This is a genomic window from Treponema vincentii, from assembly GCF_010365865.1.
GTDB lineage: Bacteria > Spirochaetota > Spirochaetia > Treponematales > Treponemataceae > Treponema.
Map to the genome: position 1 here is coordinate 2703679 of NZ_CP048020.1, position 26672 is coordinate 2730350.

Genomic DNA, 26672 nt, shown 5'->3' on the forward strand with positions numbered 1-26672 from the left:
CCCCTTCGCTATGAATAAAGCGCGTTTGTCATATCGCAGTAGATAATCGCTGCGTCGATTTTCCGATGATAAAAAAGTTCATACTGGACTCTTTTATACAGGTATGCCGTATAGCTTTTTTTTATGTAGAACGTCGGCCGCTTTAAGTATTGTTCGATAATGTAGCTTGAGGCGCTATGCGCTTTCTCGCTCCGCTCCATCCGCGCAAGGCTTTGAAGGTGCCGATTCGATCCAGCAAACTTGTTAATCATTTTAAGCGCAACTCTCACACCGAGCTGGTACATATCGGCGAGCGCTTTTGTATCGTTATCTATGATGTAGCGTTTTTGCATATTCATAAATCTTTGATTGTCTGTTTGCGCTTCGCTGTAGTACGGAATATCGAACAATAGCGAAAGCTGCCTACTGTCTACCCGTTTGATATTTGAGCGCCTCCCGCTCGTAAATCGCTTTACAAAGCGCAATACAAGCGCCCTCGTTTCGGCTAATGTCAAGCGCACCATTGCACCGCAGGCTACACGTCATGCCGATATTTAAAATATGGTCGATAATAAAATCGCCGTATTTCGCACGGTTTGATTTTGTGTTTCCGATCCGGTGCGCCCCTTGCAACGCTCCACATAAAGGACGCTGCCCGCATACTTCACATACCCCGCTGCTTTTTGCCAGTGCATAGCGACGCTGTTTTTCTTGCTGCTCTGTCATCTGTTATTCCTCTTTTAGGATAATGCCTAAGTCAGCGGCTAATAAATGCGCTGCTTCTATTAGATACGCGCATTCCTCCGTACTCGCTTTTGATTCACCTTGCGGAACGATTACACCCTGGAACTCGGTATACGGATAGCCAAAACTTTCGCAGGCGATCATTTTAACCTTCGCCTTTACCGTTTCGTAATCGTTGCCGGTGTCCGCGCATATTTGCATGATATGCCCGTTTAGATGATGGTTTTGCGAGTGGTCTCCCGTACTACGCGGCCGACGCGGAGGCGTCAGGGTAACGCTGACATAATCGTTTTTCTTATCGCGGCAATAAGAAAGGATTTGCCGTATTCCTTCCTTGTCTGCGAGGTTATTGGGAAGCTCAAAGCAGAGATGCCCTTTATTAAAAACTCTATGCAGCGTTACCGTGATGCTTTTCATTTCCGCATTTCCTTAGTACAGGTCTTCGCGCGGCGGCTCATCGTTCTCGCAACGCTTTACCATCTCGTCATAAACGATAGCAATAAGCTCTTTTGCTGTTTTATCTTTCCGCATGGTACTGAATGCCTGTATATCACTGCGTGTAAACACCGGTTGTCCGTTCTGGTGTTTGTAACGGAACATTTCATCAAGCTGTTTCCGCTCATCCGGTGTTGCCTCTCCGCCCTTTGGTGTAAACTCTTGCGGGGCTGCTTGCTGTTTTTGAGGTGTATTCGGTTGGCGTTGTGCTTGTGGTTCGCTATTTGACGGCTCCGGCGAGTCGGTATACCTTGTTCCATCCCATCTGCCCTCATAGATTGCCGCCGCAACGCCAAGCATTTTAAGGCTGGTACTAAAGGCATCCGTTATCGCCATCTTAAACCCTTCATCATTGCTCACCAGCTGCCCTTTCTCAAGTTGTACGAGCTTTGAACCGCCAACACCGATAATCGGATCGCTCCATGTATCGCCGGTTTTAACGTATACGGCAACTTGCGCAAAACCTAATACTTCGCCGCCCGCTCCGGTCTCCGTCCAAAGACGCATGATTTCATATTTCCAACCAGTGCCTACCATGCCGAAAGTTTCAGTCATTGCCCTATATCGCCATTGCGGATTTATATCTGTTTTACCGGATAATTTGCCGCCGGTGATTTTTCGCAGCATATTTTCAGGCGGGTGTGATAGCTTGTTATAGATTTCCATTGCGTCCATCATTACCACCTCCTAAAACGGTATGCACTCGTAATCATCTTCATCGGCGGGCGGAGTGCTTACCATACCGCCCGTATTGCCATCGCGGGCGCTTCCAAGAAGCTGGATTGTTTTTGCAATGATAACAATCTTGCTTTTTGTCTGCCCGTCTTTTTGCCAGCGCTGTTGTTGTAGTGTACCGGTAATAGCAACCTGCTTACCCTTATACAGATACCGACACAAACCCTCTCCCTGTCGTCCATAAAATACTACGTCAAAAAAGCTTGCTCTTTCGCTCCATGCGTTACCGTTTTTGACGCTTTCATTTACCGCAAGGTTAAAATTCACAACCGCCGTACCGCTTTGCAAATATTTGATGTCGGCATCTTTCGTCAGGCGTCCGATAAGCGCAACAGAGTTAACATCGTTCATAGCGCGCCACCTGTACTGTCCTCTTGCATTTGTTTATAGAAATTGCAAAAGTCTTTACACGTGCAATAATCATTGCACTTTCTGCTGACCGCGGGGCGGTGCTCTACGTAATGTTTTTCGCCGAGCTCTTTAGCGTGCGCATCTGCATCATCTTGTGCGTCAAAAAGTTTAACCGCTGTTTTCCTGCCAATTTTCATAACCGCCCATTTTTCACCGTCCGCCCAACGTTCAGACGCTGTGCAGGGCAAAATATCATCGTCGCTCATTTCCTCCGCGGCTTCTATTTCTTTTACTTTTGAAAGAATTCTCGCTTCGGCTTCTGCAAGCATTGCTTTTGTTACGTCAAACTCATAGATAAAAACAGGGCTTTGCGGATATTGCCTGTCTGTTTTTGCTTTCGTTTTACTGTGATCTTTTAACAATGCGATAAAACGGCACTTATTAACGGTAAGTCCGTTTTGAGTTAAAAGCCATGCGTATGTCATTCCCTGCTTTTTCCAATCTTCAAAGTCCGACACAATAACTTTCCATACCGATGCGGTTTTCCAGTCGTTGATAATTCCTTTTTCCATATCATAACTATCAACTTGACCGGTAACGACGCTCTGCAATACAGGAATGCTAAAACGCTCTTCATGGAAGCAGTTGTCTTTTTGCGCTTCAAAAAGCGCATGAACCGCGGTACCCCATACCGCCCAAACGCGATCCGCTACATCATCCGTAAGCTTGTCCCAATGTCGTTTGGTTAAGATGATTTCTTTTACTCCCTTGTTAAGGGTTGTCGCGCTATACTCACCGTCTTTGTTATGCTTTTCGGTTGATACAGCATTAACGAATGCGAGCGGTAAATTTTGTTTATTGGTTATCTGCATCGCTCGCCCCTCCATTTTCTGTTTCTAACTGCTCCGGTGTTTTTTGCACTGCAATTTTCAATGTCCAATACGACACGCCGTCTGTACCGATTTCTTTTCGTGCCTCAACAACATCGAACGATACCTCGCCGCCTGCATACGCAAATCTTGACGCAATCTCGAAAAATTCATTCATAGCCATACTCCTCGTACAAAGTTTTTAAGCTCTTTAGACGGCCGTCTTTTAGCTTATAAGATGCGCGGGGCTTGCACCCGTTCAATTCCCTTCCGGTGCATCTTTATATACAGCCCGCTTTTTTCAGCTGCTGTAATGCGGCTTCTCCACTCGTTACCACGAATGCAACGCCGCCCTTTTTGTTTATGTCGTTAATTCTGTATTTTTGCTCTGCCGATAAACGCCCTCCAACCGGACGCTTGCACTCGATACCGACGAACCGCCCGCGGTTATCGTAGCCTTCAAAATCGAGCGTTCCTTTATTTGCTGTACGGATAAAGCGGCGGGCTTTACCGGTACCGATTGCAAAAGCACCGGTATTTATCCGCTGGATTGCAAGGCCGGTTAATTCGATTACGGCTTTTACCTCGCGGATTACCGCATCTTCTGTAATTGCTTTTAACGTCGCTTTTGTCATGCTGCTATTCCTCTATAGGTTCGCTGTAGTACACCATGCAGGAATAGACGGCGTGATCATGCCGTGTACACGTTGTTTGATATTGAATGTCGATGATGTTGAAACCTCGCGTCATCTCTTCTGAAAGAAATCGATTAACATGTTTTTCTAAATCCCAAGGGTCTGCTACTGTAAAAACCCTCACCTTCTTAACGTATGTCATGCTGTTATCCTCCGCTGGAGTTTCTCTGATAGACGGCACTCGCTCCAATCAATAGCTTGTGAGTTGATAGATTTCCAATTCACACCGAAGCCGTAGTAATGCCCTCGCAGGAAGAGATTTGCAAAATCGTTATTTTTAATATTAGGCATATCGCTTTTTTCAAGATGGGCATCAAAACATGCTACGTATAAATTCTTTCTGCAACTTTCTATTACTACTTCCATAGTGATATGCTCATCTGTGATAACAAGGTGATCTATCACACGCGCTTTAAATCGTTTCCATTTTTTCATAAGAACCTCCTATCCTTAGGGCAAAGGATAAAAAAAAAGCACGTAAGGTTGACTTGCGGTTTCCCTACGTGCTTCCGGAGTGCTTATGGCTATCCGTCTCGCGTTTTAAGCGATTAAACAGACAACCGCAATAACCTGTTTAACCGCTCAAAAACAACCGATACAATCGGCTTTTCTGATTGATGACAAGGCAAGCCGTTTGCAAGCCAGCCGTAACATGGTCTTGCGCGTCTTACCTTTACTCTTACAGTCAGAGGTCTGTTTTCGTGATAAAATGTTGTGATAATTTGTTAAGGTATGTACTAAAGGCTATCTATTGCATTTTCTTAAATTTTGATACACAATCAATTCTTAATTATTAATTTGTACCTCTATTCACAGCAACTCTAAACAGTCGCTCAGCAAAACGATTGACGCAGGCCGCTGCCTCCTGTTTATCGGCAACGGGAGCGGGATGTTCGTAGCGGAAATAGCTGCTGCCGTCTTGGCCGATAAGACTGAGCCGGATACTGCTTTCGGCAATGTATGACGGACGCGCCTGCGGAATAACCGAGGTTTCCAGCGCCTCCGCACGGCGTAAATACCACCGCGCCTTAAACGGTACCGATTGAAATGCCCGATAATAGAAGCTGTTTTTATACAACCCGTGCGTATTGCCGTCCGTATCCGCTATCGTGTACTCCTTTGCCAATTTCAAATTATGTATACTAAAGGCCGCTCGATAATATCGAATCAAGGCAGAATACTTTGTAAGCCTTGTTGTAGGAATACACCGAAGCCGAGTACAGCGAATCGTTTTGCAGCGCGAGTTCAATGCCTTTCCGGTAATAGAGCGCCGCATTCCTGTAAATTTTTGGGAAAACAACAGGGCATCTTGAAAGCCTTAAAACGGTTTTTCAAGAGCCCGGATGGGGTTAATTATACCGCTGCTTTCAAAAACTTGTCAACGAAAAAATCATATCTGTCCAAGATAAAATAGCAAGTGTAAAAAGTCTGCCCTCAACAATTACGAAAGCTTGTATCAATCAATGAAAAAACAATTGCCCCCCCCTCAAAAGTCAAGAGGAAAATTCAAGGTTTTCAAAATTTATTGACAATTACGTACATACACTATATATTGATGAGAGGTTGTAGGCCATGTTAAAAGGTGAACTTGTTCAGTCTGGCAGATTCGAGTGGTGGTCTGAAAAAGAAAATGCGAACATCAAGAATCATAAGGATGCAAATAACAATGGGATTTCGTTTCGGGATATTTTGCCTATTTTTGACGACCCTTATTCGTGCGGAGGGTTTAATACCCCGACGCTTGCGTCGTAACAAAGGGTATTAAAGCCGACTGCAACCACCTTATGAGAACAACATACCCCGACGCTTGCGTCGGGGTTGTTGATTTTTATGAAATATACGACATAAAACATTCCGACGCCGGACAAGATAGATATAACGGTTTTGGGTATGTGGAAAAATCCGGTTTAAGCATTGTGCAAGTTGTGTACACGGAGACCAGTCGAATCCATATTATCTCAGCTCGTCCTGCAACAGCGCAGGAAAGGAAAATGTATTATGACAGACTTAGACGAATATATCACCAAATGTGAGGCTTGTGCAGTTCCCGACAGTCAAATTAACACAACAGATATTCCGGAATTAACTGAAGAAGATTTTGCGCGGGGACACTTTAAGTATTGGAAACCGCTTAAAATAAACGTTCCTAAATCGCCTACCTCACCGCAACTCTAAACAATTGTGCAGCAAAACGGTTGACACAGGCAGCTGCCTCATGTTTGTCGGCAATAGAAGCGGGATGTTCATAGCGGAAATAGATGCTGCCGTCTTGGCCGATAAGACTGAGCCGGATGCTGCTTTCGGTACATACTGCCGTGATGGAAAACGGCGCGTGTGCGGAAACCGTAAATAACGATTTGTTTAAAGCGGCGGCAAGGCGTTTCTCGGTTCGTTTGCCGAGCCGTTCGTCTGCACCGGTACAGGCCAGCGTAACCGGCAACCGTATCCAATGTTCCGGAAAGCAGGCCGGATTGCTTTGCAGCAGCTCTTGATAGAGCGCCGTTTGCAGTTCGGCGTTTCTCGTGCAGAGTATCAGCGCCGCGGCAGCTTGTTCCCGCAGTTCTTTCTCCCACACCGGGTCGAGGGCATCCAGCGCTTCCCGCAACAGTTGTTCATCGCGGAGCAGGATACCTTTTTCGGCAATGTATGACGGACGCGCTTGCGGAATAACCGAAGTTTCCAGCGCTTCCGCACGGCGTAAATACCGCCGCGCCTTAAACGGTACCGATTGAAATGCCCGATAATAGAAGCTGTTTTTATACAACCCGTGCGTATTGCCGTCCGTATCCGCTATCGTGTATTCCTTTGCCAATTTCAAATTATGTATACTAAAAGCCGCTCGATAATATCGAATCAAAGCGGAATACTTTGTAAGATTTTTAGACCGGACAAAAAAATCCTTGGCGCTTTCAGGTATCCGCATCTTTTCCGCCGCATATTTTTTTTCGTATAACGTCTGATACAGACCGTACAACTCAGTATAAAATTGCGCCGTACTCATCCCGAAGTTCGCAATCCACGAATAGTCGGTAACCCGCTCGATCTGTGTAATATAACGCTCCGCTTGCTCCCAATGCCCCATCCGCAGATAGATTTTTGCAAGATTGATCAGCGGCAATGGCGTATAATTATCTTTTGTCGACTGCGCATAATAGGCAATCGCACGGTCAAAATTATTTTTCCGCTCTTCAAGCTCTCCGAGAATCAAATATCCTGATGAGCGTGAAAAATAGTCGGAAGCATTGCGGGCGTCTTCTTCAGCTTGATCAAAATGATAGAATTCGGTTTCCAAGATCGCCTTGTTGTAGGAATACACCGAAGCCGAGTACAGCGAATCGTTTTGCAGCGCAAGTTCAATGCCTTTCCGATAATAGAGCGCCGCATTCCGGTAGTCGAAGAGTTCGCCGTACAGATTTCCGAGCGCGTTTGCAATACAGCCGTCGTCGCCGTAGCTGCTGCGGGCATCGAGCATCGCTTTAATCCCCTCATCGGTTCGGTGCGTTTTAAAACAGAGCCATCCGTACGTTGACCATCCGAAAATATCGGTAGGATTATACGAAAGATATTCGTGCAAAAGAGCGCGTGCCTCCTCTGCTTTATTCAACGCCGCCGCTGCGCTCGCTGCACCGTACAGGAGTTTGATGTTGTATCGGTTGATACGCAGGCCTTCGGTGAAGCGGCGGTATGCCGGTTCGTACAGTCCGTTGCTAAAATACATATCGCCGAGCTTGAGTTGGAAAAGCTCATTTGTCGGGTATCGCACGATACCTTCTTCGAGCAGCGCAGCAGCGGTATCCCAGTTTTCAGCTTGTACCGCCGCGTCCGCTTTTTGCAGCAGCTCATCAGCGTTCGATGTGTTTGATGCAGGGAAAAGATGTAATAGTAATAGAAACAAAAACACCACGAGGAGCAGCCCGTTCCGTGATGCATGGCCGTTATGATGTGTATCGGTCTGCCGGTATTTTCGGTATTGTGCTTTCATTTGCCGTCCCTCCGACTTCGCTTCCAAGCCTTTTTTCCCTGCTTTTTCTCCGAGCGGTAAAGTTGCTTTGCAATCGCAACATCTTCGTCGGTACAGGACGGCGCAAACTTTGCTTTTTGAGTGAGTGCGTAAAAAGCGTCGCTCGGATGTTTATAGAGCTGTTTCAGCGTAAGGATGATTTTTCGGTTATTCCTTGAAAATCTGATAATCAGATACGGATAGGCGCGGAAGGCGCCGTACAAGAGAAGCACAACGAGCACAGCAATGCAGAACAGTATTCCGCGGTGCATTTTAAAGAACTGCGAAACACGCTGAGCAACGGTTTGGGCTTCTGCCGCCGAAAGCGTTCCACCGTGCCTGATACGGAGCGCCGAGCGGTTTAATAGGATTTCGTCAAGGAGCTGCGTAAATTGATCGCCGCCTGCCTGAAAAGAAAAATCGAGCGATTCACCGTCCGCGAGCTGTTCGGTGGTCGGGTCTATATCCACCCAGCCGAGATAGGGGAAAAAAACTTCCACCCACGCATGAGCCATATTCGCCCGCACCGGATAATAATTGAGGATACCCGATTCAGGCTGTAGAAAAAAACCGGCGGCGAGCCGCGCAGGAATGCCGAGGCTGCGGAGCATGAGGCAGTACGCAAAGGCGAAGTACGAGCAATAGCCCTTTTTCGATTCGGTTACAAAATACCGGAGCTGATCGCCATCGGGAGCCTGCCCGGGACGAAGCGAATATCGATACTCGCCTTCGCGGAAATAGTCGAGCAAGGCGTAGACCTTATCATAGTAGAGCGCAAAGGGGGCGGTAACCGATTCCGCGATAGGAAAGAGCAGCGCCTTTGTGCCGGAATCTACGGTCGTATAAAAACGCAAGGCTTCCGCCGAAAGCCCCTCAGCTGGATTTCCCGACGGAGGTTCCGCCGTAATAAGGTCGAGCGGCACACCGTACAGCACCTCGCTTTCCGCCTTGTAAGCGCCTTTAAAACTCACCGTGTCCCAAACCGTATACGGCGTTACCGACAGCGGATAATCGAGCGCGACCAGGGAATCGGGATCGAGGTTGACGGTAAATATTTCTTGACTGACCCGCTCGCGGCACAGGAAAGACTGATGCGGAAGTTCCGCCGGTTGCTGAGTGATCCGCAGCGGCTGCTCCGGTTCGCCGGGCGCCGACTTTTCATAAAATCCTTTTTGCGGACTCCAGCCCGACAGATACATACGGCGGAACAAGTGCGAATCATATTCCTGATCAACATGCACCACCATCACCAGATTGGTGTTCATTTTTACCTCATCCTGCAACTGCAAAAACTGAGAAAAATCGAACTCGAAAAGCTTTTGTTCGAGCAGTCCGCCGTTATTGCCGACAGAGCCTTTATTAAATGTCCTGATGAGGAGCGCAAGCAAAACCACCGTTAAACCGATAAAGATGAGTGCAAACGCTGCGAACCGTCTGCGTTTTAAAAAAGGAATGCAGAGCAAGGCTGTTTGAAGCAGCATGAAAACACCGGCAAAGCCCGCCGCAAAGAGCGGATTGGAAAAGACTGTCAGACGATAGTGCTGCTGCGGAAAAAACAGCAGGGAGAACACGAGAATAGCAGCAAGCGGTTCATAACGCCGCCACCGTTCGGTAGAAATGAACAGCGCCGTTGAGGTAACGCTGATGAAGGCGGTGAGCGCAAGTAAGCTGAATATCAGCTTGATGCGCAAAAAGAGGGTATCCGCAATAAGCTGCGGTATCAACGCGAGCAAGCCGAGTACACATGCAGGGATAAGCAGCGCGGCGAAAAAACCGATAATCGCTGCCGCTTCCGCACGAATTCCCTTTCTATGCAGAAAGTGAATTGCCGCCGTGCAGCAAAGCCCCCATACCGGCAGCGCCGCTGCAGGCAGAATACCGGCAAGATAGCGGTACGGTACCGAAAGGAGCAGCAGGAGTGAGCATATACGGAGCACGGCGGCAGGTTTAGAGTAATTCTGCATGGCAATTTCCTGCGGTAAAGATACGGAGTTCCCGTTCGGCAGCTTCCTGCACCTTTCGATAAAAAGCATCCTGCCGTGCGGAAGCGGCGGGAGCGTACAGCAGCCGGTGTATGTACCCCCGGCTTAGGACACGATGTGCTAGCTCATCGGCCTGCATAAAGTCTTCCGATGCCGGCGGCGCGGCAAGGCAAAAAAGCGTTTCAACGCCGATTATACCTTCTGTATGCGACGGGCGAAACGACACAGCAGCTGCATTTCGAGGAACACTCCCTGTCGGCATATAACAGTATAACAATCCCCCGCCGTCCGGCACTGCTTTAAAGACCGCCGCCGCATCGGGAAGCGCTTCCGATGCAGCACGGAGCGCCGGTATGGCTAGCAGATTTTGTATCTGCGCAATCGCGGCGGCTCCTTCCTCGGTTATCTCGTACCGCTGCAAGGACTGCTGCGGATAATCATATAATAGAAGAGAGCATTGGATACCGGCATTGAGCAGCTCTATAATCACGCCGGAAAGGCGGCCGATAAAGGCGTCAAACACGGAGGCTGTCAAAGCTCGTTCTTTTTTTTTAACGCACACCGGCTCTTCTATATATATCGTTAAGCGCTTGACCGGCGGCGGTTCAAAAGCGCCGAGCTTTATGGAAAGCGTATTGGTGTGTGCATAGAGCTTCCAGTGAATTTTCCGCGGATCGTCGCCGGGAAAATACGGACGCGATTCATAGAGTTCATTCGTGCGCTCTTGTGAGGGCAGATCGTTTACGGCACGGGAACGGAGATCGGGAAATACCGTTTTTTGCGGCGAAAGCACCGGCTGTACTACGATATAGGGTACGGACAGACAAGGCGGCTGCGTATATACCGCGGCAAAAAAACCGGCAAAGTCCCGGATATTGAGATACTGCCGTTTATAAAAGTACCGCCCGCGGGTCAGATTTTCGGGATAATATTTTGTTTGTATTCCCTGCAAGGGGATGGAAAGACGTGCGGCCGTCTCTGCGGTAGGTTCAGGCGATAGTGAAAACTCAATAGTATAAAAGGCTGCGGTTCCGGGAACACAAGGCGGGAAGGTCTTTGCAGATTCTGACTGCACGGTTTTGGAACAGGCGGGAGTAACCGTAAAGCCGCCGCCGTCTGAGGCAAGGTCAGGTTCTTCCGATTTCCAACACAGGGCGGTAACCGCTACAGCAGCGGCAGCGAAACCGGCATAGAGCATAAGTACCCCGCCGCATACCGCGCTCAAAAGCTCTCCGCGGAGCAAGCCGCTTATTAAAAGCAGCGCACCCATCACGGTGTATACTGCGCCGTGCCTCGTAATCCGTATCCGCATCATGCCTTATTGTGCCTCAGCCGGTTTTGTCCAATCCGTTTGTTTGTCGGCGGTGCGGATAACCGCTTCGGTGATGCTGCTGATGAGTTCCGAAGCCGAGCCGTCGCCGGTTTTTATCAAGCACCGGTGAGCAAGTACGAGGGAGCTAAGTGTGCGGATATCTCCATCCTCAACCCAATTGCGTCCGTTGACAAGCGCAAAGGTGCGGGCGAGGTACAGTAAATGCAAACCGGCGCGAGGCGATGTGCCGAGCCTAAACGCAGGATGGGCACGGGTCTCTTTTCCGATTCGCGCGATTATCTTCTCGAGTACGGGATGCACAAATACCTGCCGCTGTTCTTCCCGCGAAGCTGCGATATCCTCTATGGAAACAACCGGCGTAACCGGCTCCGGTTCTGCAGCGGGAAGGTGCGTTTGTTCATGCAGCAATTCGGTTTCCGCTTCTTCATCGGGGTAGCCGATCGACAGGCATATACTGAACCGGTCTAACTGAGCAGCGGGGAGCGGATAGGTACCTAAACTTTCTACAGGATTTTGCGTAGCCGCTGTAAAAAAGTAGGGGCTTAACGGACGGGTTACCGTACCGGCAGTTACCTGTCGTTCAGCCATCGCTTCCAGTAAGGCAGACTGTACCTTCGGCGGAGTGCGGTTCAGCTCATCCGCAAGCAGGATGTCTGCGAACACCGGACCTTCCATAAATTCAAAGGTATTCAGCCCTGCATTAAAGACTTCCACGCCGGTGATGTCGTAGGGCAAAAGGTCGGGGGTGCATTGGATACGCCTGAACCGCGCCGCCTGCCCGTCTTTTTCGATAAGTGCTGCAAATGTTTTTACCAGTGTGGTTTTCCCGACGCCCGGCACATCCTCTAAAAGAACATGCCCGCCGGTCAGATATGCGGTAATAAAAAGACGGAGAACATCCTTCTTTCCTTTAATCGCTTTTTCCAGTGCGGAAAGAAGCCGTTCCGCCGTTTTTTCGGTATTCATAGCGGAGATTATAGCATAGTATGCGGAACACCTCAACTTTATGAAAAGAGGTACTGTCCTATCCTATTCGTGATGATGTTCCCCATGATGATTGCATTGAGCGTTCGGATTATCCTGTAATGTGCCTGCTAAAAAAGCTGCGACAGCTTCATCCGGAGAGCCGGTAAGGCCGGCAAGCTGATGAATTCCGGCGTTGTTCAGCGCATCAATCGCACCCTGTCCGCGGTTTCCTAAGATGAGCGTTTCAACTCCAAGGCTTTTAAGATAGGTTGCCAAATCGTGATGACCGAAACCGCCGTTATCGATTACTTCGGTTTTCGTTACTTTTCCGGCTTCAATTGTGTAAACCTTAAAATGCTCTGTTTTTCCAAAATGCTGGAAAATCAAATTCGTTAAAATATCATAAGTCGCTGCGATTTTCATATTGGTTGAGTGTATCATAATTCATGAGGGCTGTCTAAAGGTTGGTATAATCATCGAGGATCAATACCCCTCACGCTTTCCCAGATAATCCGATAAAACCGGTCACCCCATATCTATGCAGCGCCGTAATTTTTCGGTATGATAGCGGGATGGTCGAATTATTAGCACCGGCGGGGAATCCCGAAGCATTGGAAGCAGCGATTGCGGAAGGGGCGGACGCCGTTTATTTAGGTTTAAAGAGCTTTAATGCCCGTATGCGGTCTTCAAACTTTGCGTGGAATCAGTTTGAGGCAACGGTTGATGTACTGCATAAGCGGAATAAAAAAATATATGTTACCGTCAATACGGTTGTAACCGAGAATGAGATGGAGCGGCTCTATCGGTTCTTGGCATATCTCAACAATGTCGGCCCGGACGGCATTATCGTGCAGGATCTCGGGCTGATTCAAATGGCGCACAAACACTTTCCGAATCTCAAGCTCCACGCCTCAACACAGCTCAATATTGCAAGCGCAAAAGCAGCCAATGCGATGAGCCGCTGGGGGGTATCACGGACGGTACTGGCACGGGAACTGAGCTTGGAAGAAATCCGTGCCGTTCATGCAAACACCTCCTGCGAGCTGGAGGTATTCGTACACGGGGCGCTCTGCGTAAGCGAATCGGGCTTGTGCCTTTTTTCAAGCTATCTCGGCGGCAAGTCGGCGAACCGCGGAATGTGTACCCAAGCGTGCCGCCGCCTCTACACGGCGCATGAGCCGGAGGGCGACCGGGAAGGCTACTTTTTCTCTCCGGCGGACTTACAGCTCATCGAGTATATCCCCGATTTGATTCAGGCAGGCGTTGCCTCATTTAAAATAGAAGGAAGAATGAAAAGCGCCGAGTATGTCGGCACAGTGGTATCCGCCTACCGGTATGTCATCGACAACTGGGAAGCCGATAAAAAGGCGGCGGTCGAAACGGGCAAGCGTATCTTAGCGAACGACTTTGCACGGAAAAAGACCGGCTACCGCTTTAAAAGCACCCGCGCGGAAGAAGTGCTCAACCCCGATCAGGCGGGCGGCACCGGCATCTACCTCGGCATTATCGACGGCATTAAAAAAGGCGCCGTGGAGGAAGTCCCGTTTAAAGACGGCACGAGGGCGGTACACTATGTACAGCTGAAAGACGGGCACTATACGCCGGAGAAAGGCGACTCGGTGCGCATTCATAAGAAGGACGACAGCGGACGCGAAAACTGGAAAATTCAGGATATAATGGAAAGCAAATCCGGCGCATGGCTGCAACTGCCTGCGGATTCCGGCAAAGGCGACAGCGTATATCTCTTGCAGACCAAGGCGATGACCAAACGCTACCCTCGTTTGCTGCCTGCCTCGCTCGAAAAATACCGCAAACAGCCCAACGACGAAGCGCTGCCGATGCTGACGCTCGAAGCAGGCTTCCCGACGCTCGGCGATACAAGCAAGTCTGCGCCCTCAAAATCAGCATCTACGACACCTACCGGAGATGCACTGCCGGTGAGATCAACGGCTGCGGCAACCGCACCATCTGCAACACCCGTCAAAAAGAGCCTTGCGAAAAAGCCTGCGGATATCTTCCCCGAAGGGCTCTACGTTCAGGTTTCTTCCATTGCAGATTTACACACCATCCTTGCGGATAAACCGGTACGAGTTATTATCAATTTGAATGAGGATACCTATCCGGCGCTGACTGGACAACAGCCCAATCCGCAGCAGCAAAATCAACAGCAGGCAAAACCGCTGCCGTTCTCCAAACGGGAAATCTTTATTTCGCTTGATCCCTTTGTGCCGCAGGAACAGGAGCCTATCCTTGCGGAGCAGCTTGAACAGCTAACCGCACAGGGGTATACGCAATTTATCGTGAATAATCCGGCGCATATTTCCATGCTCCGCAATAAAAAGAACTTTTTAGTTGCGGGGCCGTACCTGTACACTTTTAACTGCTGGGCTGTTTCGTGGCTGCAGGAGAACGGCATCTGCGCCTACATTCCTCCCGCCGAAAGCTCTCAGGCGAATATCGAAACGGTGTTTGCGCCGGAGCTGCGCCCGCAGGTACTGCTGCCGCTTTTTTCGTATTCCGTACTGTTCAGAATGCGCTTTACGCTGCCGAAAAACTATAACTTCCTCTACTTTTCCGACAAGCAGGGCGAGGCGTTCAGAGCTTTTTCTACCCCATCCGCCTCTTTTGTGCTATCCGACAAGCCGTTTTCGGTTGTAGACCGATACCACGCCTTACAGCATCATCAGTTCTCACGCTTTTTGCTGGATTTTTCGCATACGAGCGTTGAACGCCGCGCTTATCGGTTTATTTTACAGTCGCTGCGGAGCGGCACTCCCTTCCCCGACTCGGTGCGCTTTAACTGGAAGGAAGGCTTCTACGATCCACAGCGGGTAGAAGAGCTCAAACAGCTGGGGCAAAAATCGGCGGCAGAGCGCGGCCCCAAAAACTCCGGCGGACGAGCAAAACCGCCTAAAGGACGTTCACAGAACCGTCGGCACAATCAGACACACCGGAAATAAATAGCCCCGTCTCTTCATTCCGATGCTGTACGATAATCGATGCATCGGGGGCATTGCGCTCGGCTAAACCGCGCTGTATCAGCGGATAGAGCTTTTCGTGCGGCTTTTGATTGCGGTACAGGATAAGCAGCAATGCCTCATTTTTGAACGCATCCATCATACAAAAATCGCCGTCACTGTCGCCCGCAATAAGGATGGGAGCTTTCCCGCCGTGCCGCGGAGCAATCAACGTCCGTATCGCATCCGCCTTTCCTTCCCGCCACGTTTGCGGAATGGAGTAATCCCGCTCATCGGTAAACACGCCGTCGGCATTCCGCAGCCGCCGTCTGCCGAACACTTGTTCGGGACGGAGGCAGTAGCCATACGCAGGATTACAGGCAAACACCCGCACGCCGTCCTCCTGCGAGGCAGAACAGATATAGGGAGTAATGCCGTGTTCTTCAAAACGGCGGAACAGCTCTTGTATTTCCGGCTGTATCCGTATCCCCTTCCGGTACGTTGCGGTAACAACACCGGCTCGCCCTGCCTGCCGCATGGGTGATACGAGCGTGTATTGTTTTATTTCAGCGGTAAGCGCTTCGGCAATTGTTTTTTCTACAAGACTATTTAATTCGGGGAGCGTCAATCCCGTGCATACCGATTGAGAAATATCGGTATCGCAGACCGTTACCGCATACCGCATCAGCGTCAGAATTTTTGCCTTAAAATCGAGGTATTCCTCGGTTTGCACGACTTCCTCGAGCGGGAGCGTCCCGTTCAAATGTTGATATGCATGATATAAGAACCGATAGCGGTCATCCAAATCCGCCGAAAGATCTGCTGCAGTGAGCTGACGCCCTTCGCTATTAAAGCAGCCGACGAGCGGAATATCCTGCGGAATTTCGTGCCGAATGGTAACGGCAAACTGTTCGGGCGCCAGGTTAAAACAAAGGTGTTCAAGCTGATACAGAAAAAGGCTATCCTGTATATCGTAGAAGATACACGTATAATCCCAATCAAAGACGGCATAATTGTCCGCAAAAGCTTTTTCCGCAATCAAGCGTTCCAACCGCAGTTTGTTCTGCGGCTCCCAATTCCCGGTTAATGCCGGTTTATTTGTTTTATGAGTCTTATCCGTTGCCTTGGTTTCCATGTCTGATGTTCCGATGAGGTTGTTCTGAAAGGCCCGATTATCTTATTTAAGCAAAACCTGTGCGCTGTGCCAGCTCAGTGTCGCGCATTTAATACGAGCAGGCATTTCGGCAAAATAGCTGAGAATCTGCGCATCGCCGAGGCTCTCCAATTCTTCCTCGGACTGCGGCTTTCCTGCCATCATATTAAAAAACACCTCAAGACAATGCTGCGCCTCTTTAACCGTTTTGCCTTTGATTAAATCGATCAGCATATTGGTGGAAGCGGTTGAAACCGCACAACCGGCACCTAAAAAAGAAGCGTCCTCAACAATCCCGTCCTTCTGCTTAATCAGCAAGGTTAAATCGTCGCCGCAGCTGGGATTATGCCCGCGCTCAATACCGGTCGCTCCGTCCAACTGATGTTTATGTTCGGTTCTCCGCGAATAATCCAATAATGTTTGTTGATATACCGTTTCGATGCTCACGTCCCGCTCCTCTATTGCTATCACCTAAAAGATTCAATCTAAAAAGTTCGGTGATAATTTTACACAAAACAGTTCCATTAGTATAGTAAATCATGTTAATGAAGCATTACCGCAATACAAACTTATTGAAAGATAAATGACGCTCAATAAGCTAGATATGCTTTCACAAAAGGGCTATCATAATCAGATGAAATTCACGTTTCGAATAGAAACAAAAACGCGACTCGACATTTTCCTACGTTCGGAACTTGTTCAGGCCGTATCCGTTCCGGTTAAAAACGCTTCTATTACGCCTCTGTCAAATTCAAAAATACGGCGGATGATTATCGCAGGAGCAGTCAGTGTTGACGGACTACAGATTCGCCGCCCTTCATATGAGCTTTTGCAAGGGCAGATTGTCTGCGCCGAATTCGATAAAGAAAAATTCTTCTTTGAAAAGCAGGCGGATGATATTGCCTTTGAATTGACTACTGCTGATGTGCTTTATGAAGACAGCAATTTGATTGCCGTGAACAAGCCGGCATTTTTTCCGACGGAAGAAACGATTGTCGGCGGCGAAAAGCGGGACTGCCTGCACGCGGCGGTTGTACGCTACTTATGGACAAAAGCCGCGCTCCGAAATCCTCCTTACGCAGGGATCATGCACCGCCTTGACCGCGAAACCAGCGGCGTTATTATGTTTACAAAAAACCGCGCTGTAAATGCTGCCGTTCACGAAATATTTGAAAAACGTACCGCGCAAAAAATCTACCGCGCCGTATGTGCCGTTGCAGGAAACAAGGGAAATACGCAGCGATACCGTAATTTGGAGAAAGGCTCCGAGTTTTTTGTAGAAAATAATATCGGGCGCATAAGCCCTAAAAGCACACGGGCAAAGTGGGGTGAGCTGAGTACGGCGCACGGCGGATTGTATGCGCGCACGGATTTTACGGTTTTGGAATGCTGCATGATCGGCGGTATTCCTGCCGTCAAGATTGAAGCGCGTCCGCTTACGGGACGCACACACCAGATCCGCGTTCATCTTGCGTCGGTCGGTTTGCCGATTTTAGGCGACACGCTTTACGGCGCACCGGAATACAAGCGCACAATGCTCCATGCACAAAGCTTGACATTCCCGCATCCCATTAGCAAAAACACAATGACGGTGAGCGCACCGCTGCCGGATGGCTTCTAGCGGCAGCCGGTCTATTCAAAAAGGCTGCCGGTCTGCGCCGCTGACGCCGGAATTTTTAGTCCGAGATGAGTGTATGCTTTTTCCGTAACCATACGTCCGCGGGGAGTGCGCTGCAGCAATCCCGTTTGAATAAGATAGGGTTCGTAGTAGTCTTCAAGCGTATCTTGCGACTCCCCGATTGAAATCGCAAGGGTCTCCGCCCCGACCGGTCCTCCCCCGTAGTTTTCGATAATGGAGCGAAGAATTTGCCGGTCATAGTTTTCCAAACCGAGCCGATCAATGTGCAATTTTTCCAAACCCTGCGCAACGGTTGTTTCGCGGATAGTATCACTGCCTTCAATGAACGCAAAATCCCGCATACGCCTCAGCAGCCGATTGGCAACGCGCGGCGTTCCGCGGGAACAGCGGGCAAGTGCAACGGCCGCTTTTTTCCCGATGTTGATTTGAAGGATATCGGCGGAACGCATAATAATAAAAGCAAGCTCTTCGTCGCTGTAAAATTCAAAGCGCTGCACGATCCCGAACCGGCTAATAAGCGGACTGGAAACCATACCGGCACGAGTTGTCGCACCGATCAGCGTAAACGGCGGCAGCGGAATACGAACAGTCCGCGCCCCCGGCCCTTGCCCGATAATCCAGTCAAGCTCATAATCTTCCATAGCGATATAGAGCATTTCTTCGATGGCGGGCTTTAACCGATGAATTTCGTCGATAAAGAATACGCTCCGTTCGGACAGCGTTGTCAAAATACCCGCCAAATCCTTAGGTTTATCGAGGGCGGGGGGCGCCGGTGATCTTGCATTCAACGCCAAGCTCTTGCGCGGTAATTTGCGCAAGGGTAGTTTTTCCCAGCCCAGGAGGCCCAATCAAAAAAAGGTGATCAAGGCTCTCTCCCCTACTCCGCGCCGCTTTGATAAAGACCGACAGGTTTTCTTTGATGTTTTGCTGTCCCTGAAAATCCTTCAAAAGCTGCGGGCGCAACGCGCGGTCTTTTTCATCCCCCCGCACGCTTTTCTCCGCGTATAATGCCGAATTCATCTATTTCATTATCCTGATATATTTCGCCGTTCATCTGCATTGCTAAAAGATACTCATCGTATTAAAATAGTAGGAACCTCTAAAAATCTCGTTTTTTTGAGGTTTCCCTTACATGTAATTTGAGTTATGCGTTTTTCTTTTTATTTACTTTTTCCATAAAGCGGTCGACATTGATAATCGCCCGTTCATGAATACCGCTGCCTATCACGCCGCGCTCATCACGCGCTTCAACCTGAAAGGTCAGAAATTTCCCATTTGCATTGATCTCTACCAATTCGGTATGGATTGAAACCTTCATCCCCTCAGGGGTTGCATCAAGATGCCGTACATCCACATGGGTACCGACCGTTGCCTGCCCCTCGTCCAAATACGGCATCACGCTGCGCGTTGCCGTATCTTCCATTCGAGCAATCATAGCCGGTGTCGCAAATACCTCCACCGTCCCGCTCCCCACCGCAGTTGCGAGCATCTCCTTTGTAACAACAAAGGTATAATCTCCTTTAATCCCGACTTCCATAGCTGCCTCCAACTAGTTGTACATCAGGGTAATCGCATTGGCACTATTTCAAGCGATTGCCTTGCTTTTTACATAGTTATAGCCGAAAATACAAATCTATGCCAGACAAACAGGAGCCGTTTCGCTATAATATCCGCTATGAATTTTCGTTATTCGGACTATGACGTGATTGTCGTCGGCGGAGGGCACGCGGGCATCGAAGCCTCACTCGCCGCTGCACGGATGGGCGCACAAACCCTTCTTATTACACAAACGGTTGATACTATCGGCAGGATGTCCTGCAACCCCTCGATTGGGGGCGTTTCTAAAGGCAATATCGTGCGGGAGATAGACGCCCTCGGCGGCGAGATGGGAAAACTCGCCGATGCTTGTATGATTCAATACCGCCTTCTCAATAAAAAGCCGCGGGCCGGCAGTGCAATCACCCCGCATTCAGGCGGACAAATTCTTATATGCGCAGACTGCGCAATACACACTCGAAAAAGAAAAAAATCTCCATATTTATCAAGATACGGTTGTCGATGTTATCTCCTCGCAGACTGCGGAAAGCGGGCTTGTGGAAGGCGGCAGCGTACAGGCGGTACTGACGGCGCGCGGCAGGACAATTTCCGCACGGGCGGTGGTGCTCACAACCGGAACCTTTATGGAAGGGAAAATCTACATCGGCGAGTTCGAAGCGGAAGAAGGCCGCCTCGGCGAAAAAGCGGCGATCGGTCTTGGCAGCGCCCTTGCACGCAAGGGCTTCACGATGAGCAGGCTTAAAACCGGCACCCCCTGCCGCGTACTGAGAAAATCCGTTGATCTTTCTCAGCTGGAAATACAGGAAGCGGATGCCGTGATGCGCCCGTTCTCCTTCGATACGGCGGAAATATTCCGCCCCTCGGCAGTGTGCTATGTCTGCTACACCAACGAGCATACCCACGAGGTTATCCGGCAAAACTTTCACCGCTCGCCGCTTTTTCCGGGGAAAATCCACGCAACAGGCGCCCGCTACTGCCCTTCCATCGAGGACAAGGTACGCAAGTTCTCCGAACGCACGCGGCACCAACTGTATATCGAACCGGAAGGCCTGATGAGCGATGAGCTGTACATCAACGGATTTTCATCTTCGCTGCCGGAGGATGTGCAGGATCAAATGCTCCGCACCCTCACCGGTTTTGCCGATGCCGTAATCACCCGCCCCGCGTATGCAGTCGATTATGCAGTTGTCTCTCCGCTGCAGCTGGGGCCAGACTTACAAACCCGCCGGATCGCAGGGCTTTTTACCGCGGGGCAGATTAACGGCACCTCCGGCTACGAAGAAGCGGGCGGCCAAGGCCTCATCGCCGGAATCAACGCAACGCTGTACGCCCGAGCTTTCAGCCACAGCAGCGCACAACCGGCAGCCTACGAACCGTTCACACTCCGCCGCGACGAAGCCTACATTGGCGTAATGATCGACGACCTTATCACGCAAGGGGTCGATGAACCCTACCGAATGTTCACCGCCCGCGCCGAATACCGGCTCAAGCTCCGGCACGATACTGCCGATGAGCGGCTCACCGAGCGTGCATACCGCATCGGCTTGCAAAAGCAAAGCTCCTTTACCCGCCTGCAGGAAAAACTTGCACAGCGCGGTGAGCTTATTAAACACTGGCGGGAGGTGAAAATTACCGGCAGCATTGTGGAGGCGGAACCCGCGTTGCAGTGTCATCTCGGCAAGTCTTTCGCCGACGCGCTGCACGATCCGCTCATTCCGCTTGAGCTGATCTGTCGATGCGATCCCGCAAGTGCACAGTATTCCGAGACAATTAAAAACTCGGCGGAACTTGAAATCCGCTATGAGCATTACATTATTGCGCAGGATAAACGAATTGATAAAATGAAGAAGATGGAAACGAGCCGCATCCCGCCGAATTTTAACTACGATGCGGTTTCGGGGCTTTCGACGGAATCGCTTGCACGCTTAAAGCGGGTAATGCCCACAACAATCGGACAGGCAAGCAGAATTCCCGGCATCCGCCCTTCGGACATTATGGTATTGATGGTCGCGATAAAATAAGAAAAGATTAGTTTCGTATATTCTCCGGCTAATCGCAGAGAAGACGAATCACCTAGCCCCGCACCGCCATCAGCATCTCAGCATCAGCATCGGTAATAAGCCCGCATTCCAGCATATCGTAGAGTTGATCGCTGTTTGTCTTGCCGAAGAACAACAGATCATCGGTACCGAGCCCTATCGGAATTCCCGCATCGATCATTTTTTTGATGGGGTGCTCTTTTAAACTGGGGACGGCGCTCAGCATCACGTTGCTCATCGGACACACATTACAGCGTATTTTACGATCGGCTAAAAATTTCAGCACCGAATCGTCAGAAGCGGCTCCGATACCGTGCTGCACTTCATCCAACTCAAAAAATTCAACGAATTTACGAACCGATTGTGCATCCGAAAATTCTCCGATATGCGCTTTCTTTTTGATATTATGTTTTTCGGCCAGTTTAAAGATATAACCGAAATCCTCGATCCCTTCAAAAACCTCGGTGCCATATAAATCGACATTCTTAAATACCTTGCTTTCAAAAAGCGGATACACCCATGTGCGAATAAAATCTCGGTCGAGTGTTTTTGGAATGCCGACTTCGGGGCGTATTTCAATTTGTTTTTTGTATTTTGATACAAGCCTCGAAACATCGGATAAGAACTTATCAATATTGTTGTCGTAATGCTTTATAAAACCGATATCAATTGACGTTTCAAGCCAAACAACGTTGTCGGCAATCGCATCCTGAATGGACATTTCGAAAAGGGCTTTGACGTCTTTTGCCGTTTTACAGCGCGGGCGGGTATAAGAACCGATTACTTGATGCATTTCATCGAGACCTGCCATTTTGCGGGGAAAATTCGGAATAACCACACCCGCCCAATGCTTGTAGTGTTCATACTTCATGCTCAAATTAAGATGATTATGCGTATCCGACTTTGGTCGCGATTTTAAATACTCAATATCTTTCATTCTAAAACCCTTTTTGCGCCTCTACTGATATCCGACATGCATATTCCGACAAGCCGACGGTATAATTATCGGTAAATATCGGGAAATCTTGAAGCCCCTGACTCTTATAGTATTCGCCGGAATATCCTCCGAGATACTCCGCAAGTATATCATTTGTACGGCATCAATACGACAGTTTCAATTCATTCACTCACCATGCTTGAGAAAACAGCAATCGATCGGCGCATCTACCCATTAATTATTTTGACGCCGCTACTAGTGCCAATCCTTGAACACCCTGCTTCAATATATTTAAGCGCATCCTCACGACTGCGAATACCGCCTGACGCCTTAATCTTGGTATCTTTTTTGAGATATTTCTTAAATAAAGAGATATCTTCAAGCGATGCTCCGCGCGAACCGTAACCGGTAGAAGTTTTAATAAAATCCGCCCCGGCCTGTTCAACCGCAACACAGACATTTGCAATATCCTTTTCGGACAAATAGCAAGTCTCCACAATGACCTTTAAATGAGCTTTTTTTGCATGGCAGATTGAGGCAAGCGCAGCAATTTCTTTTTCAACATAGCTTGTATTGCCTTCCAGCAATTTTCCGATATTAATCACCATATCGATTTCGTCAGCACCATCTTTTAACGCTTGTTCAGTCTCAGCACATTTTACTTGGGTTGTCTGTGTGCCGAATGGGAAACCGATAACGCTGCACGTCATAACATCGGAGCCTGCAAGTTCTTTTTTTACCAACGCAACATTGCAAGGATTCACACAAACCGAAGCAAAATGATATTCCTTCGCTTCTTTGCACAAAGTAACAAGCTCTGCCTCGACGGCATTAGGCTTTAATAAAGTATGATCGATATACTTATTTAATTCCATGTTATTCTCCTAAAAAATAACAGACACCTATTTGGTATCTTTGCATCTTATGATAAGTCAGGCAACACCGCCGACATATTCGCCATTAATTGTTCCAATTCTTGTCTTACTCTTATCCCCAAATCCTGATCCGGCAACTCAATACTTAAATCACGTAAATAACTCAGCAATTTAAATACTGATACATCATCATATGGCGGCTGAGCACTCGCTACGCTGCAGGCCTGCTTAATAAGATTCGCACGTTCTTTAAGTCCCAGTTCTCCCGACAACCGGGCAATAATATAATATATCTGTATTCTTTCACTGCTGTTAAGAAATATTTCGAGTTCTTCTTGCGGAAGATAGGCGGCTAAATCACGCAAATACAAGAACAACTGAGCAAGCTGTTCGGGATCGGTAGTATTAAGATATTGCTCAAATGAAGGTGAGTCTTTAATCTGATGTTTTGCATGGCACCATAAAAGATTTTGCTGTTCCTGATCAAGGACAAATGGCGTTTGGTTATCACTCGACTCATATTCTTCCTCTATCTCGGAATCTTCGGAAGCAGCAACTTCTTCATCCTCAACGGCAACTTCTGCGTCACCTTCTTGATTTAGATCAGATTGAATATCAACAGGTTCTTCCTCCACTGCACCTTCTGTAACCGCTTCGGCATGATCTTGCTCCATTATTTCATCAATCGGAACAGTTTCGGTTTCAAGTGAAATTGCCTGATTTTCCTCGGTGCCAAAAATATCTTCTTCCGCAGTTTCGACAACCTGAACACTATCATCATTCACCGATACATCCTTATCAACCGGCACACGATCTTCTTCCGTATCCGGGAAAGTTTCCTGTGGTTCGGCAATCTGTAGACATTCCTCCCCTTCTGTTACTGCAACAGCTTCCTCTTCTACGGGAGTGTCTTCGGATTCCTTTTCTGCTACAGCGGCAGTATTTTCTTCTTCTGCGGCTGCGACGGCAGAGTCTTCGACTTCTTCTGTGGTAGCGGCTGGTACTCTGTCTTCTTGAGATATTTCCGCCGATTCTTGCAATGTTTGTTCTTCCGATTGAACCGGTTGCTCCTCAGGTTCTTGCTTTAGAGCGGTCGATTGAAGCGGTATTTTTCGACTAAGATTTTCAGCTATCCTTTCAGCCAAAACCTCGACTGCCTGCGCATATTGGTTTTCATCCAGTTGCTTATCAATATCTGAAATGACATCCTGTAAAAAACCGATTGTCGTTCCGTAGATATCCATATCTTTTAATCTTTCCTGTATTACCTCGTCACGAAGAAGATCTTGGCGTTTATGCAATGCGCGTGCATTTTTTTGAGAGATACTGCCTACACCAAAGGTGGCACTATTTCCAAGATGATTAGGATTAAGATAAAGTTCATCGACAGGAGAAGCAAAAGTCTCACTGGCTGCTACACCTACTTGGCCATCCGACAAGCCGGTTTTTACTTGCGGAATGTCACCGGCACTACGACCTGTTGCTGCAAGCCCGGTAGCATCAAAATTCCCGGCGCCGAATGCATGGGGTACAGATACCGTGCTTGGATGGGACGGAAATACGGGCTGACCGGATATATCCGATTGTTGACCAGTTGTCAACTGTATACCGTCCATAGAAACATCGTCTTTTTCCGACGGGAGTTCTTTCACTTCTTCAGTCCCTTCGATAAGCATTTCAAAAGGGAGTTCTCGCTCGGATATTGATATATCTCGTAATGAAGGAATTCTCTGTTTTGGCTCCGGGTTCAGCTCAGCCGGAGAAATATAAAGATCCGAATCGTCAGATTTCAGCTGTTCAAGGTTTTTGGTTAACAACGGATCCGCTATATAGTTTTCTGCTGCCTGCTCATAGAGATCGAGTGAGGCAGCCATATCTTGTCCCGGTTCATCAGATTCGGAGTCGCTCTGCATATTAAGGATCTCATTTGCCGTTTTTAATGCCTCAAGCGTATCCCCTCGTTTTTGAAATAACCGCGAAAGAGCAGATCGAGCTTCAATAGCATTCGGTTTTAATTCGAGTACTTTTTGATATTCTTGATATGCAGCCTGAGGATTATTCAGCAATTCTTCGGTTCTACCTAATGCCATCAATGCGGAAATATCGATCGGCTTTTGCTTCAAGAAGAGCCTCAGCTGCTCCTTAGCTTCCTCATATTTATGCGCCAAAAGATACTGCTCCGCGAGTTCTTGGCGGAACTCTATCGCTGACGGCGCTATGTTTAATATTTGTCTGAATGTCTCTTCAGCTCGTTCAACCTCGCCTGTAAGGGCATACAACTCTCCCCGTAATTTAAGAGCATTGAGACTGTTATTGTGTTCTGTGTCCAGCCGTCCAAAAAGCTCATGAGCCTTTGCATAATCTTTAGCATATATGCACATTTGGATAGCCTTAAGCCGTAGTGCATGATTGTCGGTATTTACCGGAGCAGATTCCGCAGCAAGTAAAATTGGAAGCGCTTCATTATACCGCTGTTTCTTTTCTAAAAGATTTGTTAAGGCAAGTGCAGCAGGAGCATATCCAAAATCGATTGCTAACGCGTCATAATAATATTGCTCGGCTTCTTGTTGAAGCTGTTTCTTTTCAAAAAGATAACCGAGCTTAGTATAAAGCGGAGCATTTTCACCGGCTATACGAAGCAACGATCGATAGGTATTCAATGCATCATCAAGTTTATCCAGTTGTAAATAGGCAGCAGCGATGCCCGTCAATACTTCCCCCCATGCCGGATTAACACGAAGCGCCGAGTTGTAATATACAATCGCTTCTTCATACCTCTTTTCTTGGCATAAAAGTCCGGCAAGGTGGAAATTCAAATAGGGATGATTAGAGTCTACGCGGAGACCCTGCTTATATATTTCAATTGCTTTATCCGTTTCACCGGTTAAAACATACAGATTACCGAGCCGATCATAGGCATGGGCATGATCAGGTTTAACTTCGATTGCGCGGGAAAAATACTCAGCAGATTTTGCATACTCCCCCATCTTTTTATAGGTTTTTGCAAGACTGTATAATACTTCATCGGTATCGCCGCCGATCGCCTGTGCTTTCTCTAATATCTTGAGTGCTTCTTCATAACGCTCCAAATGGCGATAGATACGGCCGAGGTTCAGCATCAGCTCAATATTATCGGGAGCACGTTCATATAAGTAAAGATAAGTCGCAAGTGACTGCTCAAGATTACCTTCATCACCATAAACGCGCGCTAACAAGTTCTCAATTTTTTCCTTATCACTCGGTAGTATGTCCGGATGTTTTTTCAGCACATTGGTCAACAACCGTTCGGCATATTCGAAATCTTGAGTAATTAAAGCTGAATTCGCACGTTCAAAGATAAAATCAAGTGAGTCTGACATAATCCCT

26 protein-coding genes and 2 pseudogenes are annotated in these 26672 nt (G+C 48.4%); 5 read left to right on the plus strand and 23 right to left on the minus strand.

All coding sequences use genetic code 11. The features are described from left to right. Window positions 1-8: 8 nt before the first annotated feature. The 11 genes from GWP43_RS12830 to GWP43_RS12880 all read right to left on the minus strand — a co-directional run bounded on the left by GWP43_RS12830 (window position 9) and on the right by GWP43_RS12880 (window position 5000). Window positions 9-389 (minus strand): hypothetical protein, encoded by a 381-nt coding sequence (locus GWP43_RS12830; RefSeq protein WP_162664478.1) that lies wholly within the window; start codon window positions 387-389, stop codon window positions 9-11. A gap of 13 nt (window positions 390-402) precedes the next feature. Continuing rightward, the gene (locus GWP43_RS12835; protein WP_162664479.1) at window positions 403-705 is read right to left on the minus strand and encodes a hypothetical protein; all 303 of its coding nucleotides are present in this window, start codon (window positions 703-705) and stop codon (window positions 403-405) included. Window positions 706-708: 3 nt separating this feature from the next. Then, window positions 709-1140 carry a hypothetical protein gene (locus tag GWP43_RS12840; RefSeq protein WP_162664480.1) on the minus strand — a complete coding sequence of 144 codons (432 nt, stop codon included), beginning with the start codon at window positions 1138-1140 and terminating at the stop codon, window positions 709-711. Window positions 1141-1152: 12 nt separating this feature from the next. Beyond that, entirely contained in the window at window positions 1153-1896 is a 744-nt protein-coding gene (locus GWP43_RS14305; protein WP_203232417.1) for a hypothetical protein, read from the minus strand. Between the two features lie 9 nt (window positions 1897-1905). Further along, on the minus strand, window positions 1906-2304 hold the full coding sequence (locus tag GWP43_RS12850) for a single-stranded DNA-binding protein (RefSeq protein ID WP_162664481.1): 399 nt from the start codon (window positions 2302-2304) through the stop codon (window positions 1906-1908). After that, the gene (locus GWP43_RS12855) at window positions 2301-3176 is read right to left on the minus strand and encodes a DUF2188 domain-containing protein (protein WP_162664482.1); all 876 of its coding nucleotides are present in this window, start codon (window positions 3174-3176) and stop codon (window positions 2301-2303) included. Before GWP43_RS12855 ends, GWP43_RS12850 begins: the two co-directional genes overlap by 4 nt. Beyond that, a complete protein-coding gene (locus tag GWP43_RS12860; protein WP_162664483.1) occupies window positions 3160-3351 on the minus strand; it encodes a hypothetical protein in 192 nt (63 codons plus the stop codon). The genes GWP43_RS12855 and GWP43_RS12860 overlap by 17 nt, the downstream gene beginning before the upstream one ends. Window positions 3352-3454: 103 nt before the next feature. Beyond that, entirely contained in the window at window positions 3455-3808 is a 354-nt protein-coding gene (locus GWP43_RS12865) for a VRR-NUC domain-containing protein (RefSeq protein ID WP_162664484.1), read from the minus strand. A gap of 4 nt (window positions 3809-3812) precedes the next feature. Then, the gene (locus GWP43_RS15660; protein ID WP_162664485.1) at window positions 3813-4010 is read right to left on the minus strand and encodes a sporulation protein Cse60; all 198 of its coding nucleotides are present in this window, start codon (window positions 4008-4010) and stop codon (window positions 3813-3815) included. Next, a complete protein-coding gene (locus GWP43_RS12875; RefSeq protein ID WP_162664486.1) occupies window positions 4007-4303 on the minus strand; it encodes a hypothetical protein in 297 nt (98 codons plus the stop codon). Before GWP43_RS12875 ends, GWP43_RS15660 begins: the two co-directional genes overlap by 4 nt. Window positions 4304-4661: 358 nt before the next feature. Continuing rightward, on the minus strand, window positions 4662-5000 hold the full coding sequence (locus GWP43_RS12880) for a hypothetical protein (protein ID WP_162664487.1): 339 nt from the start codon (window positions 4998-5000) through the stop codon (window positions 4662-4664). A gap of 440 nt (window positions 5001-5440) precedes the next feature. On the opposite strand from GWP43_RS12880, the gene GWP43_RS12885 reads away from it, so the two are divergent. Together GWP43_RS12885 and GWP43_RS12895 are read left to right on the plus strand one after the other, a co-directional pair. Beyond that, window positions 5441-5620 (plus strand): BrnT family toxin, encoded by a 180-nt coding sequence (locus tag GWP43_RS12885; RefSeq protein ID WP_162661913.1) that lies wholly within the window; start codon window positions 5441-5443, stop codon window positions 5618-5620. A 246-nt stretch (window positions 5621-5866) separates the two neighbouring features. After that, window positions 5867-6043 (plus strand): hypothetical protein, encoded by a 177-nt coding sequence (locus tag GWP43_RS12895; RefSeq protein ID WP_162661914.1) that lies wholly within the window; start codon window positions 5867-5869, stop codon window positions 6041-6043. On the opposite strand, the gene GWP43_RS12900 is transcribed toward GWP43_RS12895, so the two are convergent. From GWP43_RS12900 to GWP43_RS12920, 5 genes are all read right to left on the minus strand, one after another. Next, the gene (locus tag GWP43_RS12900) at window positions 6024-7850 is read right to left on the minus strand and encodes a tetratricopeptide repeat protein (protein ID WP_162664489.1); all 1827 of its coding nucleotides are present in this window, start codon (window positions 7848-7850) and stop codon (window positions 6024-6026) included. The genes GWP43_RS12895 and GWP43_RS12900 overlap by 20 nt on opposite strands. Next, window positions 7847-9832 (minus strand): transglutaminase domain-containing protein, encoded by a 1986-nt coding sequence (locus tag GWP43_RS12905; protein ID WP_162664490.1) that lies wholly within the window; start codon window positions 9830-9832, stop codon window positions 7847-7849. The genes GWP43_RS12900 and GWP43_RS12905 overlap by 4 nt, the downstream gene beginning before the upstream one ends. Then, window positions 9816-11165 (minus strand): DUF58 domain-containing protein, encoded by a 1350-nt coding sequence (locus GWP43_RS12910; protein WP_162664491.1) that lies wholly within the window; start codon window positions 11163-11165, stop codon window positions 9816-9818. Before GWP43_RS12910 ends, GWP43_RS12905 begins: the two co-directional genes overlap by 17 nt. Window positions 11166-11168: 3 nt before the next feature. Next, on the minus strand, window positions 11169-12149 hold the full coding sequence (locus tag GWP43_RS12915; RefSeq protein ID WP_162664492.1) for an AAA family ATPase: 981 nt from the start codon (window positions 12147-12149) through the stop codon (window positions 11169-11171). A 63-nt stretch (window positions 12150-12212) separates the two neighbouring features. Beyond that, on the minus strand, window positions 12213-12590 hold the full coding sequence (locus GWP43_RS12920) for a NifB/NifX family molybdenum-iron cluster-binding protein (RefSeq protein ID WP_230977722.1): 378 nt from the start codon (window positions 12588-12590) through the stop codon (window positions 12213-12215). Window positions 12591-12721: 131 nt separating this feature from the next. Between GWP43_RS12920 and GWP43_RS12925 the strand changes: the two genes are divergently transcribed. Continuing rightward, window positions 12722-15109: a peptidase U32 family protein gene (locus GWP43_RS12925; protein ID WP_162664493.1), complete on the plus strand. Its 2388-nt coding sequence runs from the start codon at window positions 12722-12724 to the stop codon at window positions 15107-15109. Here the strand turns inward: GWP43_RS12925 and GWP43_RS12930 are convergent. Together GWP43_RS12930 and sufU are read right to left on the minus strand one after the other, a co-directional pair. Then, window positions 15060-16241, minus strand: coding sequence for a haloacid dehalogenase-like hydrolase (locus GWP43_RS12930; protein ID WP_162664494.1), 1182 nt, complete (start codon window positions 16239-16241; stop codon window positions 15060-15062). The two genes, GWP43_RS12925 and GWP43_RS12930, sit on opposite strands and share 50 nt — an antisense overlap. A 42-nt stretch (window positions 16242-16283) precedes the next feature. Further along, window positions 16284-16706 (minus strand): Fe-S cluster assembly sulfur transfer protein SufU, encoded by a 423-nt coding sequence (gene sufU, locus GWP43_RS12935; RefSeq protein WP_162664495.1) that lies wholly within the window; start codon window positions 16704-16706, stop codon window positions 16284-16286. 157 nt (window positions 16707-16863) lie between these two features. Between sufU and GWP43_RS12940 the strand changes: the two genes are divergently transcribed. Continuing rightward, window positions 16864-17880, plus strand: coding sequence for an RluA family pseudouridine synthase (locus GWP43_RS12940; protein ID WP_162664496.1), 1017 nt, complete (start codon window positions 16864-16866; stop codon window positions 17878-17880). A gap of 11 nt (window positions 17881-17891) precedes the next feature. Here the strand turns inward: GWP43_RS12940 and ruvB are convergent. Further along, window positions 17892-18918, minus strand: a pseudogene (gene ruvB / locus GWP43_RS12945) (Holliday junction branch migration DNA helicase RuvB). Between the two features lie 124 nt (window positions 18919-19042). After that, entirely contained in the window at window positions 19043-19435 is a 393-nt protein-coding gene (locus tag GWP43_RS12950; RefSeq protein ID WP_162664497.1) for a thioesterase family protein, read from the minus strand. A 138-nt stretch (window positions 19436-19573) separates the two neighbouring features. Between GWP43_RS12950 and mnmG the strand changes: the two are divergent. Beyond that, window positions 19574-21476 (plus strand): annotated as a pseudogene (mnmG, locus tag GWP43_RS12955) (tRNA uridine-5-carboxymethylaminomethyl(34) synthesis enzyme MnmG). A 52-nt stretch (window positions 21477-21528) separates the two neighbouring features. Here mnmG and GWP43_RS12960 read toward each other — a convergent pair. From GWP43_RS12960 to GWP43_RS12970, 3 genes are all read right to left on the minus strand, one after another. Next, window positions 21529-22431 (minus strand): amidohydrolase family protein, encoded by a 903-nt coding sequence (locus GWP43_RS12960; RefSeq protein ID WP_162664498.1) that lies wholly within the window; start codon window positions 22429-22431, stop codon window positions 21529-21531. A 227-nt stretch (window positions 22432-22658) separates the two neighbouring features. Then, complete coding sequence (gene deoC / locus GWP43_RS12965; RefSeq protein ID WP_162664499.1) at window positions 22659-23306, minus strand: deoxyribose-phosphate aldolase; 648 nt, start codon at window positions 23304-23306, stop codon at window positions 22659-22661. Between the two features lie 47 nt (window positions 23307-23353). After that, complete coding sequence (locus tag GWP43_RS12970; protein ID WP_162664500.1) at window positions 23354-26665, minus strand: tetratricopeptide repeat protein; 3312 nt, start codon at window positions 26663-26665, stop codon at window positions 23354-23356. Window positions 26666-26672: the final 7 nt, after the last annotated feature.